Here is a 17894-nt window from a genome sequence, read left to right as displayed (position 1 = left end):
TCAGATCAACTTGATACTCATCTTGATAGTTGCCAGAACACCCACCGTGCTCGCAGGCGCTGCTGTACGTCCCGTTCAATCCGCTCGGCGTTGCTGGCGCTCTACGACTTCCTGCCACGTGTCGTTCTCGTCCTCGACCACGGAAAACCATGGGTACACCTGTGCCCGTCGCTCGTAGCCGACCCACAGGCCATCGACCTCCTCGCCCGCCGCTCGCACCACCTTGCTCTCCCGGCCCAGCGCATCGTACACATGGGTATCGGCGTAAATGCCCTCGCGGGCGCTGTCATCGCTCACCCAGCGCCAGTCGTCCAGGTAGAACGGCAGCCATACCCGCACCACCTGCCCTTTGTCGTCGAACTCGGTCTTGCCGGTCACCGCCCAGCGGATGTCCGCCTCACGCACGATCGCGTGCCCCTGGGCATCAACCTCAAGCCCGCCGTCCTCGCTACGCACGAATGCCTCGCCCGGCGGACTGAGAATGGCTGCCTGCAACGGTTGCTCACCCGTGCCAAGCAACACCCTCACCCGCACCTGCTGTTGAGGGTCGCTGTCGTACCGGTCGGTCTGGATCTGGATCACATGAGGCGGCGTACGCCCCGCCATCAGCGGCGGCGCGATACCGTCCAGGTGCAAGCGATGGGCATCGCGCCGCCAGGCCAGCTCACCACAACGCCGAACACGGTCCAGGCTGCCGTCGGCGTTCAGCGCGAAGGGCATCCAGCTGTCGGCGATGAAGGTAAAAGCCTCGGCCACTGGCACTGCCTTGCTGTCATTGAGCGCCACCGCGTCTTCCACCGTGGAGGGCGGTGCGAACGGTGCGTGCGGGTCGTAACCGACCATGACCGGGGTGGTGCTGCCGGCCGGGGTCTCGGTACCGTGAAAGCGCGTGTGCCGCAGCCGCCCCAGGCCGTCCAGGCCTGCCTCACTGATGTTGTCGTTGCCATCCTTTATCCGCACCGGTTGCAGGAAACGCCAGTCATAGGCCTCGACCGTCTGTTTCAGCCCAGTGGCATCGGTGACTTCGCGCACGGCGATGTCGTAGGCGCTGTAGGCCAGTTGGCTGGGGCCGGTCTGCGTGCTTTCCTGCACGCTGGCCGGCAGCCAGAAGTGGGCAGCCCCTTGGTAGGTGGTGATGCCATGATGCCCGGCGTAAGCCTCTTCGACCTGTGGCTCGCCAACCACCCCCGGCACACCGAGGCCGGCGGGGTCTTGGGGGTCGGCCAGTTCGGCGGCATCCACCGGCTGGTTCATGGCCATATAGCCACCACGCTTGAGCAACTGAGCAAGTGACTCGGCCTGCACTGGCCTGTCCAACAGCTGGCGCGCCTGTTCCAGCCATGTCTGCGCTTGGGCGGGCATGCCCTTGGCCTGCAACCCCACCAGCACGGCCCGCCAGAACACTCCTTGCGCCGAAGGGTTGCTCAAGGCAGCCTCCAAGGCCGCGAACAGCGTGGTCATCGTCAACGTATCCTGCTGGCCCACGAACCAGTCAACCACCGCCCACAGCGCCGCGTCCGGCACCCGGCCTTGCTTGCGCAACCCCGCTTGCAGGCCTTCAGGCAACTGCGCCGGGTCCGCCTCGAGCAGGCGCAGGCGCAGGTCATCCACCGAGATCACCGCTTTCAACCCGCCCCGCAGCAGGTTGCAAGCTTGCGGGTCCCCTGCCCCGTGCTGCAGATACCCCATCAACAAGGCATACGCCAGCGCAGGGCTTGGCAGCGTCGGTAACTGCTGACGCATACGCTCCAGCACGGCCTTGTCTGCGCCGGGCTTGTCCAGGGCATCCCCCACCAGGTCGGCGAAGGTCTGCCTGAAGGCGGGGCGCAAGGCATCCAGCGCCGCCTTGTCGAGCATCGCGGTCCGGGTATAGGCCAGCAGCGCCTGGCGCGAGGGCACGCTGGACGCGCCACTGCCGTCGGCGCGGCGCCACACGGTTTTCTGATAGCCGGCCAGGGTGGTCCGCGCCGGGTCATTCAGTGGCAGCCCGTGCTCCAGCAGGTACTCGACGCTGAACCCGCCGTCGGGCACCTCGTCGACGGTCAGGCGAACCACATCGGTGCGGGTAGTGCCCGGCAGGCCAATGACGAACTCATTGCCACTGGCCAGGTTGTGCACGCTGTTACGCACCAGGCTGACCCAGCAGTGGTACTGCTGGGGGTCGCAACTTGCCTTGATCAGGCCCTCTGGCAGCGTGGCCGGATAGATGAGCCGGTCTTGGTCCTCAGCGATCAGTTGCGCTTCGCTCAACTGCCGCGGGTAGTTGATCTCGACGCTCTGCAGCACACTGCCGTACGCGTCCATCTCCAGGACCAGGCGCTGCGTCACCTGCGGATCTTCGGTGATGCGCTCGCAGGCGAAGGCCAACGCCTGCGCCAGCGTCACCATCGCCGCGGGGCACTGGCCATCGAGGGTATCGTAGGCGCGTATGTGGAAGCGCTGGCGGGCGACGCTGTAGGGCTTATCTGCCAATGCATGACCATCCTCACCGTACACCTCCGTGCGCATCAACTGGCCACGCAAGGCGCGGTACAACCACGCGCGCAGGCCGGGTTCCGGGTCAATCACCTCCTCACCGCCCGCGCTCCAGCGGGTGAAACGCACCTCGTCAGGCGTGAACGCCTGGTCGATCCCGGTAAAGGCACCCTGTGCCCCGGCATCCCGTGGCTCCACCCCGCTCAGGAACCAGGTACAGACCCGTGCCGGCGGCGACAGCTGCGCGGCGGTCAACCCCGCCCGCTCATGGGTGTCGGTCTGGATCAGCCGCGTGAAACCGGCGAATTCGCGCTCCTCACCGTCCCACACACCGCCCAGGTAGGTGGTCTGGCTGCCCAGGCACAGGCCAGTAACTTGGTTGATGCGGGTCACCCGGCTCAAGGTGTGCACCGGGAATGGCAGGTAGCTGACCGGTGTCGATCCAGTGCGCCGTCGCACCTCGGCCTTCTCGTCCAGCCAGGTTTGAGCCGAGCTGCGGTACTCAAGCTCAGTGCTGCTGCCGGCGTTGTCCACCACCTGCTCCAGCAGCCAGGGGCGACGGTCGTTGAAACGGTACAACCAGCTGCGCGGAGTGTGGTCCGGCAAGCCGTGGGGCATGGTCAGCAGCAGGTCGGCCGTGCCTTGCCCACGGATATCCGCCACCTGCAGCTGGCAGGTGGGGTCGAGTGTCACGCCAGCGGGCGCGGGAATGAAGGCACCCTCCTGGTAGCGATTGCCCGCCTGGCTGACGAATACACGGATGCCGTCGGGTTGCAGGTAGAGGATATCGGTGGTGCCGGCGCCATCGGTGTCGGCCAGGAACACGCGCGCGGCAGCAAAGTCCGCCACGCTGAAACCGGGGATATCGATCGCCTCGGCGAACCGGCCATGGCCCAGCGAAGGCCACACCGTCACGCGCTCGCCTGTGATGCGCAGCAAATGCGCCTGGCCGCTGCCCGCCGGGTCAGCGAAGGCAACCAGCTGGTGTTCGCTTTCGGCCAGCGAAGGCAACGGTTCGCGCCCGGTGTAGGCCTGATGCACCCCAGCCAGCCAACCAGCCGTGCCATTGGACGGATACAGGCGCACGCTGCGCGGCCCCAGAGCGCGCAACATCACCAAATCTTGACGCCCCCCCCCGGTGAGGTCGGCCAGCACGGCCTGTTCATGGCCGTATTCGGCTGGCAGCGCCGCCATGGGCACCAGCCCGCCCCAGCGGCCGTCCGGCGCCAGGGTGAAGCTGCCTTGCAGGCCGCCGGCGGTGACCAGCCATTCAGGGCGGCCATCACTGTCCAGGTCGACCAATGTACCGCTGCTGGGCACAGGGTGTGCCGGCAAAACCTGCGGCGCGCCCCAGGCAATGGCATCCGGCCCGGCATCGCCACGCTCCGGCGCACGGTAGCGCCAGGCGCCCTCGTCCAGGTACAGCAGCCCGGGGATGCCTTCCCCGTAGAGGTCGGCCAGTTGCCAGGCCGGCGACCAGAACCCGTCGAGTTCGTTGACCGGCTCCCAGCCCGGCGCCGCACGACCAGGTCGGCTCAGATCGAACTCCAGGGGTGGCATGGGGCTTGCCAAGCCTTCGGATAGCTGCCGGACAGACACCAGCAGGCTGCTCACAGGGCTTGCGTCATAGGCCAGGTGCAGGCGGCCCACCAGCGCGGGGGTGTCGTCGGCCTCGCCGGCCATGCGCGCCGTGCGGTGCCAGGCCAGCACTTCGCGGCACAGCCGTCGCAGGCGCACTTCGAAGCCATAGCGCCAGAACGAGTGGCAATCCTCGCGCACCGGCCAGTCGTGCAGGGGCGCCAGCGTTGGCGGGGTGTCGGGGTCGGCACCTCGCTCGCCGTAGTCGAACAGGGTAAAGGTGAGAAAATCGGTTTCTTGAAACGCCGCCTGCGGAATCAGTAACGCCTCGGAAGGCGTCACGTTCATGGCATACACCCCATCGGGGTAGACGTTGACCACCTGCGGGTGGGCAGCCAGTTCTTCTGGGGAACAATTGCGCTCATCCTCGCCACGGTAGCGGTACACCACATGCTCGCCACGGGCGGACACGGTTTCCTCGAGGTACCACAACGCGACATGTCCGGGGGTGGCTGGGTCGTGCAGCCGCGCTGAGGCCGACCAGCCGTACAGCGACAGGCTGCCGTCGGCCAGGTACTCCAGCCAGAAACCGGGGTGGTCGGCGGCGTCCTTGTCCAGCCAATGCTCCAGCCGCTGTGCCGGGCTGCCGCTTCGCTCACGCCAAGGGGTGACCGTGTAATTCCCCGAGTCACCGTCGAACGGCAATGCCCTGGCGTCATAAGGGGCACCGGATTGCAGGACCTCCTCGCCCGAAGGCCCCGCCAGGCGGTCGCTACCGTCGTACCGTGGGAAGCCGAAGCGGGTCATGCGCGCAATGGCAGGTTGGCTGCTGTCCCAGCCTGCACCGAACACACTGTTGCCGCCGGCCGACGTGTATTGCAATGCCAGGCTGGCCGATAGCGCGCGCCCTATCGGGGATGGTAGCGGCAGTTGCCAACCGGCCGCACCGTCCGGGCCGCCGGCTGACAGCATGCCGCCGCCGATGGAAACGGTGCCCCCGCCCTTGGGGAGCGCGGGGGGAGTGTAGAACGGCGAGGGCTCTTCACGTACAGGGGCAGGTGGATTCATTTCAGCCATGGTCAAGCCTCTTGTCTAGCCATAACAGGGGCGAGTCACCTCATCAGTTTTGATGTTGCCGTTTCCGCCAGGGTCGCGGATGAACTCGCCAGAAATAAGCGCGACACTCAGTAAGCCCTTTTGCCATCGGGCGTGATCCACGCTTTAGTTCGCCATGGCATTGCTTCGGTATTAGCGCACCTCACAAGAAATTATGACTGAGTCAAATGGCTCGACCTTTATTCTCAGTGCAAATGCTCTACGCTCGCCCGTTGTTTCCAGCGACCAACCGAACCCCTGTTCCTCCAGACGTCCAAGTTCAGCAAACGGAGGCGTTGGAGTGACGGGTGGCTGGGCTGGAGCCATCGGATTTCCCAGCTGGATAAAGTGCGCAATTCTTGCCAGCGGGCTTTCTGGCCTAGGCACCACTTTCAGCCTATGCGTCGTATTCGCCCGCAACACCAAGAGGTCTTTCGGATTTATTGGTGTGTCATCGAGTTCTACAACAACTTCATCCCTGATATCCAACGAACACATCACACAATTTGTCAACTCGAGTACTTTTAAGTAGTCCACATAAACATGTAAACCGAAGGTTCCACTCTGACCTGTTCCAGATAGCGCCCACTCAACAGAGGTACGCTGCAACGCCCGCTTGATACCGTACGTTGGGGAAACCGCCACTTGTTCTTCCTGCAGGCTGCCATCCGTTATGAAATGCAGGGCGGTTTGCGCTTCCTTGAGCACAAGCGGTGACTTTGGATACGGTTGTATTTTGACTTTTACACTTCCATCTCTTGGTATGTACAGCCGCTGAGAGGGTTGAGCGACCCCCGTGCCAGCAACATCAACAGACACTTCGGACAAAGGCCGCTGCGAAATGACCATGCAGTTTTTCAACTCCCGCGGGTGCGAATAGCCGTCTACAAACAGTCGTAAACCAAAGATGAAGCTATTTTCGGCATACGCCTCCACTCCCCATTTGTAAGCCTCATCACCCATCGGCTGTTTCACTCTGTATGCCGGGGTGGCTGGCAATATGCTCTCAGGATCACTCTCTCGGACAAAGTCTAGCCATGCTAACCAGCCAGCGGCTGCTAACGTGGGGCTGGGGTACATGGCGAGGAGGTTGCCTTCACGCCAGAAGACTTTCACATCCTCAGACTTAATGGTTTGACCGTTTAAAAATATGTCGACCTCGTGATTAAGCACCGGCGAGATCAATAAGCAGTTGGCGAGCGTGATGGCTCGCGGGCCGCCCTCCACGTTAAGGCTCAAGCCGAAAGTACCACTCATCTGGGCACCGGTCAGTGTCCAGTCGAGGCCTGCGCTTACGATCGCGCGTCTATTTTCAAACGCCGGCAATGCGCGCATCCCGTTGCCAGGCAGGCTGTTCGCTTCGAAGCTCAGCCAGACGTTTACTCCTGCTTCAGGTAACAAGCTGCCGGGTTTTGGGATCAGGCTCAGCACACAGTCTTCGGCTCTGCGGAAAATATGTTTTGAGTCCTGCAGCACCGGCTCACCTGCAAGCCTCACCTCAACTTCATCCGCCCAATTCGCAGAAAACTGCATTCCGTTCAACGTCAACGATACATCCAGTTCAGCAAGCACAGCCTCAAGGGTAAAGTTGCCATTGGCATTGCCACTCGTCAGGGTCCACGTGAGCCCCTCCTTGAGCAGGGGTCGTTCCTCTTGGGGCTGGAACGTGATGCCCAGTTGTCCCTCGCCCTCTGCAGGCCAGCGCAAGCGGATCGGCTGTCCGATAAACCAACTGTCCTCTGACTTGGGCACGAGGCTCAGGGTACGCTCGTACCCCTGGAACAGAGATACCCACACACCTTCGATATCGGTAACTGGATTACCATCGAGCAGCACGTTCAATTCTTCCAGCCAGGGCGTCTTGACATAAACGGGAATCGTCAGCTCTGCTTGGCTTGCCTGCTTGATTTCATCCACGCATTTGGCGATAAACTCGACCCTGTTGCTCGCCCCTTCATCGCCAGCCTTGGCTTGGTACTCAAGCGTCGCCTTGCCTTGCTCATCGGTCCGTGTGCTCCGATACTCCGAGCCATTGAGCGACCAAATCACTTCTTTGCCCGCTGGCAAGCGCAAAGGGGCGTAGGGATTGACCACCTTAACGGTCAATGTGGCCTTGTTGTTCAGTTCTATGATCGGAATAACGCCATCCCACTCCAGCTGGTCAATTTCGTAACGAAAATCCCCCACCGCAGCCTCGATCGGGTAAATCGGCGCGTGCCAGTAGCTCCCCAGCCCCAGCATCACCTCACCAGATTTGTCCGTTTCGCGGCCCAGGCTCACCACTTCCCATAGCGCCTCCCTGTCAGCAGGCAAGAGCTGGTAATGCTCATCGTCCGGGCCATCGCCAAGGTTCAATTTCGGCAGCGCCTGCACCCCATACTCACCCGGCGTGGCTGCGGGCTGGCGCCACATCAGGCTGAGCTTGTGCCCCACCCAGGCATCGCTGTCGGGCGCGCGCACCAGCAAACGATGGGGCGCGCCGTGACACAGCAGGAACGGTGGCGCGCTCTGCGGATCTTCTGCTGAATCGACGAACAGGCTCACCGCGTCTTGGCCATTGAACGCAGGCAGTATCAGGGACAGGTGGACCCGGCGCAGGTACAACCAGGGGTTTCCGCCCGCTGTGGGTGTTTCAAACTTGACGCGCAAGCGCTGGACCCCGGTGGAGGCGGTCACTGGCATGAAAGGCACAACGTGCCACGTGACCTCGTCAGCGTCCTCGGTGGCACCGTCTAGTGTGCCTTCGCCCGGCAAGTTGCGGGTTTGCAGCGGCGTCTCCAGCCCCTGATCGTCCAGCGCGTAAAGTGTCAGCGTGCAATTGCCAAAAAGACTGAATCCATACTCGCACCCCACGCCATACTCAAGCGCGGTCGAAGGCATTGCACCCTGGTCGCCTGATAGGTGGAAGTCCTGCCAGAGCGTCATAGCCTTCCCCAGCGATACATAGCCACCATTGTTGGAGTGATGACGATAGCGATCTTCAGCCTCGACATGTTTCCAGGGCGTTGGATGCTCGGCCTGCTCGCTACCGATGCTGCCCTCCGGAAACGACGGCGCCTTAAGCAAACCCTCGCCGGGGGATTCATCGTTAGCCTCGGCGGGTCTGGCTTGCGATTGCGGTGATAGTCCGTCGATGTTCATGGGGGCCTCCCTAAGTACTGATCAAACTCATGCCGCTGCAGCCGCCCCGTCGATGAGCACGCCACCCGTCATTGCTACTCGCTCGTGCGCCTTGCCGCCGCGTCGGCCAGCAGTCCTTCCACCTGCTCTTCGAATAGTTCACCGCCATGCAAGGCGAAATAGCAGACCTCGACGACGATGTCGCTCAACCCCTCGAGAAGGCTGGCCTGGTCCTTGTGCCGGGGGAACCGCAGGTGCCATTTCGATACCGCGCCGGTGCCCTCGAACGGCAGGTAGCGGTCATCCGTCTCGGCGGCAGTGAACAGACCCTTGTCCTGGTTGGCCGTGGACAGGCATACCTGCTGCTGGGCACGCAGGCTGGTCATCACGTTGTCCGGTCGACCGGCGTGACGCGCGTCCTGATCCGGCGACATCAGGTACTCGACGCCCTCGATGTCCGGTTTGACCAGCAGGTAGCTGCTTTTCTGGGTGAGCGTCGCCCGGACATCCTGGTAGGGCCCGAGCAGGGCCGGTAGCGACAACGCCACGCTGTGCAGCCGGCGCAGGTAATGGCCGGGATAGTCCCGGTCGTACATCAGTTCGGAAAGCTTGAAGGTCAGCTCACCGTCAGCTTGCAAGCTGGCACGCAATGCAGGCCAGTCCGCGATCGGCCGATTATCCTTGTCGAACACCATCCCCTCGAGCAGCAGCGCCTGCAGCGAGACCGTCTTGCGCACTTCCAGGTGTCGCTCTTGGCGCAGCAAGGCTTCGGCTTCCAGGCGATGCAGCTCCAGTTTCAAGTTGCCACCGGCGTCCAAACCAAGGTGATCCGCTGCCCACAGGGTGGGGCGAATGATCTGCCGCTCATAGTTGCCGGTCTCGAATTGCAGGCAGGCCTCGGCGCTGTTGCACAGGTTCACCGCCACACTGAACAGCGTCGTATGCCAGGCGGTCGCCTGCCCGCGCAGCCAGCGGTACAACGACACGCTGGTCGCCTTGTTCTGGTAGAAATCGTGCAACTGTTCGGCCTGGGCGATCTGCTTGCGGCTGTGCAGCACGGCCTGATCGGCGGCCAGGGTCGCGTGCTTCTGCACTTCGAGCTGTTTGTCGATGATCTCCAGTTCCTTGCCTGCCAATTTCGCCTGCAGCTGCCACTCCTCGCGCCGCCGCCGATAGCCCGCCTGCTCACGCAGCAGCTCGGCGGCAGTCAGTGAGGCGCTGCTGGCGATTTCCAGCTCGAAGCCCACCGCCATCAGCGGCCCCCCGTACTCCTGCCCACCATTGGCCAGGCCAAAGATTTTCGGTACCGTTTCGGCAAGGTTGGCGGCGGCAAAGGCACTGTTTACAACGGCCGACAATGTACGGCCTATGCCATGCAGCGCCATCGCAGCGACCTCCTGATCGATAAGGTTGCCGTCGTAAAGCTGCGTGTAGTGGGCCTGCCTCACGCTGGCGGCATCGCGTTGCGCGGCCAGTGCGCGCTCGTTCTGTCGCTGCTGCAGGAGCAGCTGTTCCTGGATGCCGATGGTATAGCCGGCAATTTCCATTGCCTGCTGATACTGCCGTGCTTCAAGGTCGGTGCGCTCCTCGTGCTCCAGGTAGTCCCGCAGTTTGTCGCCAAACTGGACCAGCGTGGCGACCACTTCGTGGGCCCTGGCCAGCATCGTGCTGAAGCGAAATGGCGGGACCACTGTGCGGTACCCCATCAACTGCGCCAGGTTGGCCTGCCCACCCATGCGCGCCAGCAGCAGGTCGAACGGGTTGGCCGCTGGGGCGTACAACGGCAGTTGCATCGCGGCGCCCTCCAGGGTCAGGAAGTGGCGCAGGTTGTAGAACCGTGCCTCAAGGAGCTCCCAGGTATCGAGCAGTTGCCGGTTGACCGGCAGGCGGAAAGCCGGGTGTGCCGCCACGCCTGCCCAGAAGAACGTCGCCAGGCGTTTGGGCAGGTTTGCCGGTATCACTTCATCGGCCATGCCCTGCATCAGTGGCTCGCTCTGGGAGGGCTCGAGCAATTCGGTCACGGTGCGCGGCTGCCAGGTGTCAATGGCACGGGCATTAGGCACCTCTCCCATCAGGTCGGCGGCCATCCGGTACAACAGCCAGGCATTGGCCAGGCTGTCACGGGTCTGTCGACGGTACTGCATGTCCGCTTCACCGATCAGTAACGCCACGTACTGCATGAACACGGCCTTGCGGTAGTGAGAGGGGGCATGCAGGGCAATAACGTGGGGGTCGATCAGCTGATGGTCGAGCCCGGCGGCCGGGGCATCCTCGGTCAGCAACCAGGCGCAGTTCCAATAGGGCACACCGGGAGTTTCCCCAGGCTGCAACTTCTGCTGGGGGTCGAACACCAGGCCCAGCCAGCGGCGAGCCTCGTCGAATCGCTCCTCCTCCTGCAGGCGGGTGGCGATCAGGTGTGGCACATGGAAGAACAACTCGCGCAGGTACGGGCCATTGGCGTCATACAGGTCCATCGGCGGGCCGTTCTCCTCCAGGGCGCTGGCCTGCTGCCCGTCACCGGCCTGGGTGTCGGCGAAAGCCGGCTCACGCAAGTGCTGCGCATCCCAGGCGAACACCGCCTCAGGGGAAAACTGTGCACGATTGATCAGGTCTGGTACGTGCAGGGAGTTCAGGCGCGCCACCAGAGGCTCGGCCGATGCCTCCCCGCGCTGGATAACCAGGAAGTCGGCACCACTCTCCATACGGACGATGTAGGGAGGGCGCTCGGCGTCCTTGAACGCAGCCCGAGTCACCGTGAAGCTATTCTCCACGCCATTTGCCTGGAGTGTGACCTGGAGCGTGTTGCCCTGGCTGGTGGGCCATGCATGGCTGACCCAGCCGGTGGTCGCCGCGCCATTGAGCGTGAACGTGCCCTCCCAGAGCGACACCCCTCCCGCCTTGAGTTCCACATCGCTCCACTGCACCGTTTCAAAACGCTTGCTGATAAAGTTGCTCGCATTGAAGAGCTGTTCCTCTCTTTCGTCATCGACGGTGAACGTGAAGCCGGCCCCGGCTCGCACTTCGTCGGGGCTGCAAGCCACCAGCATGTCGTTCAGCTGAGTGAGGTCGAGCGGGGCACTGGCCTCGTAGTACCCAGGCCTTCGCTGGGTGAAATCCGAAGGTGACAGGTCGACCGGCTCCATTGCCGGATGCTTGAGGGTCACCTTCGTGAAGGAGTACTCGCGCAAAATGCGGCAACGCCACTCAAGCCCCCCTCGGCCATCGCTGTACACCTCGACGTACACCAGGCCGAGTGCACCCACTGGCCCTGCCTGGGACAAATGAAGAGACACTACTTTCTCAGCCGATACCCGGCTCAGTAAGCTGGCCCGTAAATGCAGCCGGCCGCTCGCTTGCGCGTGTCGCTCATAGAGCGCGTCCAGTACCAGGTAGCGATCATTGTCCGGTGCCGGTACAACGCTTTCGAGCGCCCAGTCAGTACTGCTGACTCGCCGCTGCAACCCCAGCGTAGGGGGCTCATCGCCGACGGGTGGGTAGAAGTAGCCGAGTAACCATTCACGCATCTCAAGGTCGAACGCGTCCTCCCCCAAGGCCTGGCGCTTGAGCACATCACGTTGAAGGCTGTAACGCTCCAGGAACTTCAGCGGTTCGTCCGCATTTCTCACCCCCACCGCGACGAGCAGCTGATCGTCACTGCCTCTGGCACCGGCCACCGCCACCGTCAGCAAACAGTAGGCTGCCAAGTCCGGCACTTGCCCGGCATCCACATGCCCCACCTCTTGCCACAGGTTCTCGGGGGACGACCATTGCCCATCAAGCCCGAGATACATCATGTCCAGCTTCAGGGTGTAACGCTGCGTCGCCTCATCATTCACATCCACCGGAGTGTCGTGGTGCAACCATGCCAGTTGCAGGCGGCCACAAAACAACACCAGGCAGGCCTGGACCAACGTATGGGTGGACGGCATGGCAATCGCCTGCCATTCGCTCCAGGCATCCGGCTGGATGTAGGTGGACGCCTGATCCAGACGCACCTTGACCTTGCGCCAGTAATAGCGTGCCGGTGAAGCGGTATCCTTGCCCAGCAGGTAGTAGTCGGCATTGGCGAAGGCGTAGCCGGGGAAATGGTCCTGATCGAGATGGCCGCCGCGGTAGTCGACATAGCCGGACTGCACTCGAATGCTGTTCTGGTATTCGTACTGGTTCAGGTACTTCAGCAGCGCTTGCTGCACCGTGGCCTGCGTAATCCGCGCCTGCCCCAGGTCGTTTCCCAGCGCCTGGAACAGCTGCGTGCGGTCCAGCCGCAGGTCAGCGCGAATGTAGTTCTCGGGGTAGTCCTCGAGCATCTGGTAAGCCGCCCACAGCGAGTAGTTGGCCATCCCTTGGCGCCAGAACGTCAGTAGCTCGGGGGCCGGCGTGTTGTCGTAACCGGGCTCGATGTTGTTGAAGATCGCGTTGATATAGGTTTGCGTGCAAGCCAGGGCCTCGGCGAGGTACGAGGTGCTCACCGCCGCGCTCACCTGGGTATCCATCATCAGGTAACGGTCCAGGTGGTCGGCAGTGATCAGGCCCAGGGCCTGGGCCTTCAATTTATGCGGCAGGACATGGTGGATCACGTAACCGCTGAGCGCGTCGCGCCATTGTTCCGCCAGGGCGTTGGCCAGAGTGTTGTCCATGTGACCTCGCTTAACGTTGAGAACACGCTGTCACCGCGCTGCAGATGACGGTTTGACGACAGCATCTATCCAGATCGTTGCCCAGGCATGTTCATGGGTAAGCCCCAGACGGAAAGTGCCTTCGTGCAACAGCTCATATTGCGTGCATGTAATGGTCCACTTCATCTGCGACAAATCCGCGAATTCTTGTGACTCACCCAGGCGAGGCATGAAACTCAGGCCCAAGGATTGTTCCGAAGCTACGCCTGAATACAGCAGCCTCATGGGTTGCTGTTTCCAGAAGTCGTCCTCCACCTGCAAGTGATAGATAAGCTCGAAAGGATCGGAGCCCATCTCAGGTTCCTGGATGATGATCGGACTGTTCAGCGGCTGGCCCTGGAACAGAACCTGCAACACCAAAGGCGATGTGAACTTCACCTCATCGAAGATGTGAGTTCCGGCCGCGGCCGCGTTAGCGGTCACCTGGTACGCACGCGGGTTGGCACTTCTGAGGGCGAAGCGAGCGATACCGTCCTGGCCGGTGAAGGTTTTCTCCAAGCACGTGGCTTGATCAGTGTCCAGCCACTCGACCGGGTAATTGGCGACAGGCTTGCCATCGGAACTGAAGATGCTCACCTGGTACTCGCTGGCACTGATGCCGTCGGCTGGGGGGTAGCGCGTGTCGCCAATGGCATCGCGCAGTTGCGCGTCGGCCAGCACCTCGAAAACCAGTGTCTCGCTGACATACACCTGCGCACTGGCATCGGCACTGAGCAACGCGACAGTCACTTCCAGCGGCCCGGCCTGCAAGGCATGCAAGGTAGCCTTGGCCTCCCCCTCCGGGTTACTGACATCATCAGTGTCATCGAAGGAGGCTCCGCTGCTCTCCCACTTCAACTGGCAACCTGCGACGGGTTCTCCGTTCAAGCCTCGCACTATGGCCTTCACCTCGATGGGATCCTTGAGCACCGCCCAGCTTGTCAGCACCAGCGCGCTGATGGACGGCTGGTCGGAGAAGCCCACGGTCAACGACTCCACCGGCAGTGACTTGCCTGGCTGCCAGACCTCGAGCCTGCCCACCCCCGGTTGCTGACTGCGCAGGATGACACGACTGTAACCTTCGCTGTCGGTCAGGGTTTCGCCCAGGACGTCGAGCTGCGTGCTGCTAAAGGTCCCGATTTCGGAGTACCAGGTGATCAAGCGGTCGACGCCAGGGTTGTCGTAACGATCCACCAGCTGAACGCTGAAAGCGTACTCCCCCTTGTTGCCCGCCGGCTGCCAGGGGTCGTGGGGTTTTGGCCGTATTTCGCTCAGGCTCAGGCTGTCTTCGTCGCAATCGACGATGATCGGCGGGGCGACCACCTCGGTCTCCAGCAGGTAGGTGGCGGTGACATGGGCGACCCCTACTCGCGGCCCTCCCTGCAGGGTCACCGACGCCACCCCCTGCTGGTCGGTGTAACTGAAATCTGCGAGCAAGGTACCCAGGGTGGTCGACCACCTCACCCTGATGTCGGCAACCGGCAGGCTGTTAAGATCCAGCAGTTTCAAGGTGATCGTGGTTTCCTGCGAGGGGCCGTTTGGTATGGCAACCAGCCGTGCGTCGCTCACCAGGCAATGGGCCGTCAGGCTCTGGCGCAGCTCGGCCTCGTCACGACGCGAGTGTGTTTCGCTGCGCAGGCTGCCGAGCATTTCCTGCGCGGCATCGCGGAAGCTGTGAGTATCGGCATGCGAACTCAGGCGGCTGAGCTTGAGCAACGAGACGGCGCTCAGCCTGGTCTGCTCGCACAGCTGGCGAATGTTCACCACCACATTCAACTGCGCCAGGTTACGAATGATGCCGTCATCGGTGATATGCGCCGCGACATCGAGGACTTCACGAATCCCCCAACCCAGCCAGTCGGCCACTTTCTGCCCGGACTGGTCCCTGATCAGGCGTCTTTCGTTCGCGCTCAGCTCTCCCAGTGCCTCGACCAGCGAGAAGTACCCCAGAAGCGCCTCCTCCGACTGCCTGGCCAGGCGCACACAGTGGGTGTAACGCTCGAGTGCGTACAAGGTATGCAAGGTCAAGTCGGTGGAGATGATGCTGTAGCGTGGTTGCTCGCTGCGCACCTGCAGGCTGGTGATCAGCATCGGGCTCAGGTTGAAACGGCTGATCACCTGGGCACAACGGCGCAGGCGTTCGATCAGGGGTAGGAACGCCAATTCTTCGGAGTTGGCCTGGCGCAAGCCTGAATCGTAGCTCTGTGCATAGCGCAGCAGCGTGTGCACCGTACCGCCTGCCCAGTACAGCACCGGGATCACCAGGTCGGCTGTGAGCGACAGCAGAGTCGACAGCTGCTCCTGTACCACGTCCCATTGCTGCCGGCGGATGCGCAGCACGACGCTGACGATCAACAGCTTGAGGCGCTCCTGCTCAGGCAGGCCCATGGAAGGTAACTCTGGGTCATTGGGTATTCCATCGTTGAGCACCCCTACGATCACCTCCCTCACTTCCCGACTCACAAAGTGCTCGTACTGCGCAGGGTCCAGTGCAGATTCGATGTTACCGGTATAAACAGCCAAACCCTGGGCATCGACGATCTGCAGGAGGTTCTCGCTCCAGGTCTGGGTGCGCAGGGGGGGCACGCCCGCCTGCTGCAGGTCACGGTCCAGGTCCAGAAAGGGCACGATGTTGTTCTTCAGCCCATCCAGGAAGGTGACGATATCCTGAGCGACCACCTGCGTCGGCACGATCGGCATCAACTGCTGCACCAGCCAGCTGATGGGCAACTGACGCTCCTGGCACCAGAGCACGCAGGCACAAACGCCGTAAATCACGCTGAGGCTGTCGGTGTGTTCCAGGCTGTTGTGCATGGCGTTACGCGGTTCCCCTCCCAACTGCAGGGCATAAAGACCTTCCGGGCTCATGACCTCGAGCAGCGACAGCAGCTCGATCACGGTCACCGACAACAGACGGGCCAGCACAGTCACCCGGTAGAAGGCACTGATGGTCGCCAAGGAGCGCGTCAGCTGGCCCTGGCTCTGCAGGATCATGCGCGACAGATAGCGGAACGTTTCCATGTTGATCGCCAGCCCACGGCACAGCTGGTCGATGGTCCGCTTGCTGGCGGCGTCCTCGCCGCCAATGCTGAACACGCCACCATCGAGCACCAGCGGTGTGGTGGTATCGCTGTTGAACACCCGGTCGAAATGGCTTTGAGCGTCACCGACACCGTGAATGGCCATGTGCGACAGCAAGGTGGCAAAGTCTTCACTGCTGCAGGAAAACCGTTCCCGCAGAAACTGGAACATCCCAAGTGCGCGTAGGGTGTTCACGGTCATCCACATGGCCGAGCCATCGTCCTGCATGACCGGACTGGCCCGTCGTTCTGCATCGATGGCCGCGCACACCACTTGGTCCACCTGCGCATAGGGCAGTTTCAATGCCTGGGCCAGGCGCAACAGGCGCTGGACACGGTCGCAGCGGTCCTGGGTCAGGTGCAGAAAATGATGCCGCGCAAGGTCCTGGTCATCACTGGCCACCGACACCGGCTCCGCCCCGCCGCTGTTGATGAAGCGCGCCCCGAATCGGGCAGGGGTGGCCGGCACGCTGGCCAGATCACCAGACAGGTTGTCGGAGCGCACAGGGGCGAAGGCCGCCAGCCCGAACAACGACTCCATCTCGACCTGGGTCATCTGCAAGGCCTGGCAGAAGTTCACCACGTTCAGCAGGGTCGGATACAACACGCCGAAGTTCTCTGTGAAGAACGCGGCGTTATCGAGCAACCGCGCTTCCCCAAGGGGTTCTTCGCCCGACTGCAAGCGCAGCAGGCGGCGTGTCTGGGGGTTGTAGCGAACATCGCTGCTCTGTTCGAAGTACGCAGGCTCGATCAGGATGGCGCGCAACGCCGGCCCTAGCGAAGAGTCCTGCTGCAAGGCCGTATTCGACCACTGCGAGTGGGCACCGGGCTGGGTGAAATAGGGTGCCTCGATATCCGTCAGCCGCGACACATCACTGAGCGCAAGCTGGTTGTGCGCCAGCACTGTCCTGATCTGCTCCCAGTAGGTTTCGTACGGGAATCGCTTGAGCGGCGTACGTACTTGCAACAGCTTGTCTTCTATCACTGCGAGGTCTTCGGACACCGGTGAGTCTTCGATTGCCCGCTGCAAAACATGGTTTATCACCTCGACCTGCGGTACTTCCTGGCGCAGGTTCTGTTCATCGAGCACCAGCTCGAACAGGTCGGGGCGACGGGTTTGCAAAGACAAAATCTTCGCGGCGTCCCCCTGCGCTTCGACATGGTCACGGGCGAACATCAGCATGTCGATCAGGTAAGCCGCAGGCGACACGGTGGCATCCACGGCTTGTGGATGTGCGTTGTTGGCCCATGACGGTGAGAACTGATTTTCGAAAGTAGGCCCGGTGCTCTGTGCCAATGGCCCCTTGATTTCATCGCCAGCGCGAGCGCCCTGGGCGCTCAAGCGCCGTTCACGGAACGCCCGCATCAGCGCTGCGGATGCCACGTCCAGGCGGTCCTTGAGTCGCTGCGCCTCGCTCACATGCAAGCTGGAATACTGTGCCATCAAGGCATCCAACGGCGTGCGTTGCAAGCCCATCACCGACGCCTCGCCAAGCCCCTCGCTGGCGAGGCTGGCCTTGATGCCAGGCTCCACATCGAGAATGCGTTCGAGCAACCCATCCTGCTTGCGAACTTTGCGTCTGGCCATGTTGCCCCCGCGCCTTGATATGTGAGCTCGTCGGGACGTTTCACCGTAGCGGTTTGGTCGCGACTGAACGCAAGCATAGGCAGGCCCCCGCAGCGCGGAAACTGGCAAAAATATCAGGTGCGCGACCACCGTAGGCTGTGGTTACGGATGCCAGACAGCACTCGCAATTCAGCCTTGCTGGTGTAACAAACACGACGGTGTAGGCCTCCGGCAGCTGAAGCCGCTCATGAATCTGTGGGAGCGGCTTCAACCGCAAACACCTGGCGGCTCACACAAGTCCTGTAGGAGCGGCCTTGTGTCGCG

At 62.3% G+C, this 17894-nt stretch carries 4 protein-coding genes; all 4 read right to left on the bottom strand.

Annotated elements, in window-relative coordinates; genetic code table 11:
* Positions 1–75: 75 nt before the first annotated feature.
* Positions 76–5130: a SpvB/TcaC N-terminal domain-containing protein gene (locus tag IX761_RS24185; RefSeq protein WP_194792027.1), complete on the bottom strand. Its 5055-nt coding sequence runs from the start codon at positions 5128–5130 to the stop codon at positions 76–78.
* 171 nt (positions 5131–5301) lie between these two features.
* Positions 5302–8289, bottom strand: a complete 2988-nt coding sequence (locus IX761_RS24180; RefSeq protein ID WP_194792026.1) for a hypothetical protein — start codon at positions 8287–8289, stop codon at positions 5302–5304.
* 74 nt (positions 8290–8363) lie between these two features.
* Positions 8364–12905, bottom strand: coding sequence for a neuraminidase-like domain-containing protein (locus tag IX761_RS24175; protein WP_194792025.1), 4542 nt, complete (start codon positions 12903–12905; stop codon positions 8364–8366).
* A gap of 30 nt (positions 12906–12935) precedes the next feature.
* The gene (locus IX761_RS24170; protein WP_194792024.1) at positions 12936–17591 is read right to left on the bottom strand and encodes an Ig-like domain-containing protein; all 4656 of its coding nucleotides are present in this window, start codon (positions 17589–17591) and stop codon (positions 12936–12938) included.
* Positions 17592–17894: the final 303 nt, after the last annotated feature.

Origin of the sequence: Pseudomonas sp. UFMG81, assembly GCF_015354575.1 — a bacterium.
In the GTDB taxonomy this organism is placed as follows: Bacteria; Pseudomonadota; Gammaproteobacteria; order Pseudomonadales; family Pseudomonadaceae; genus Aquipseudomonas.
The sequence above is the reverse complement of the archived record's forward strand: the minus strand, read 5'-3'. Positions and strand labels throughout refer to the sequence as shown.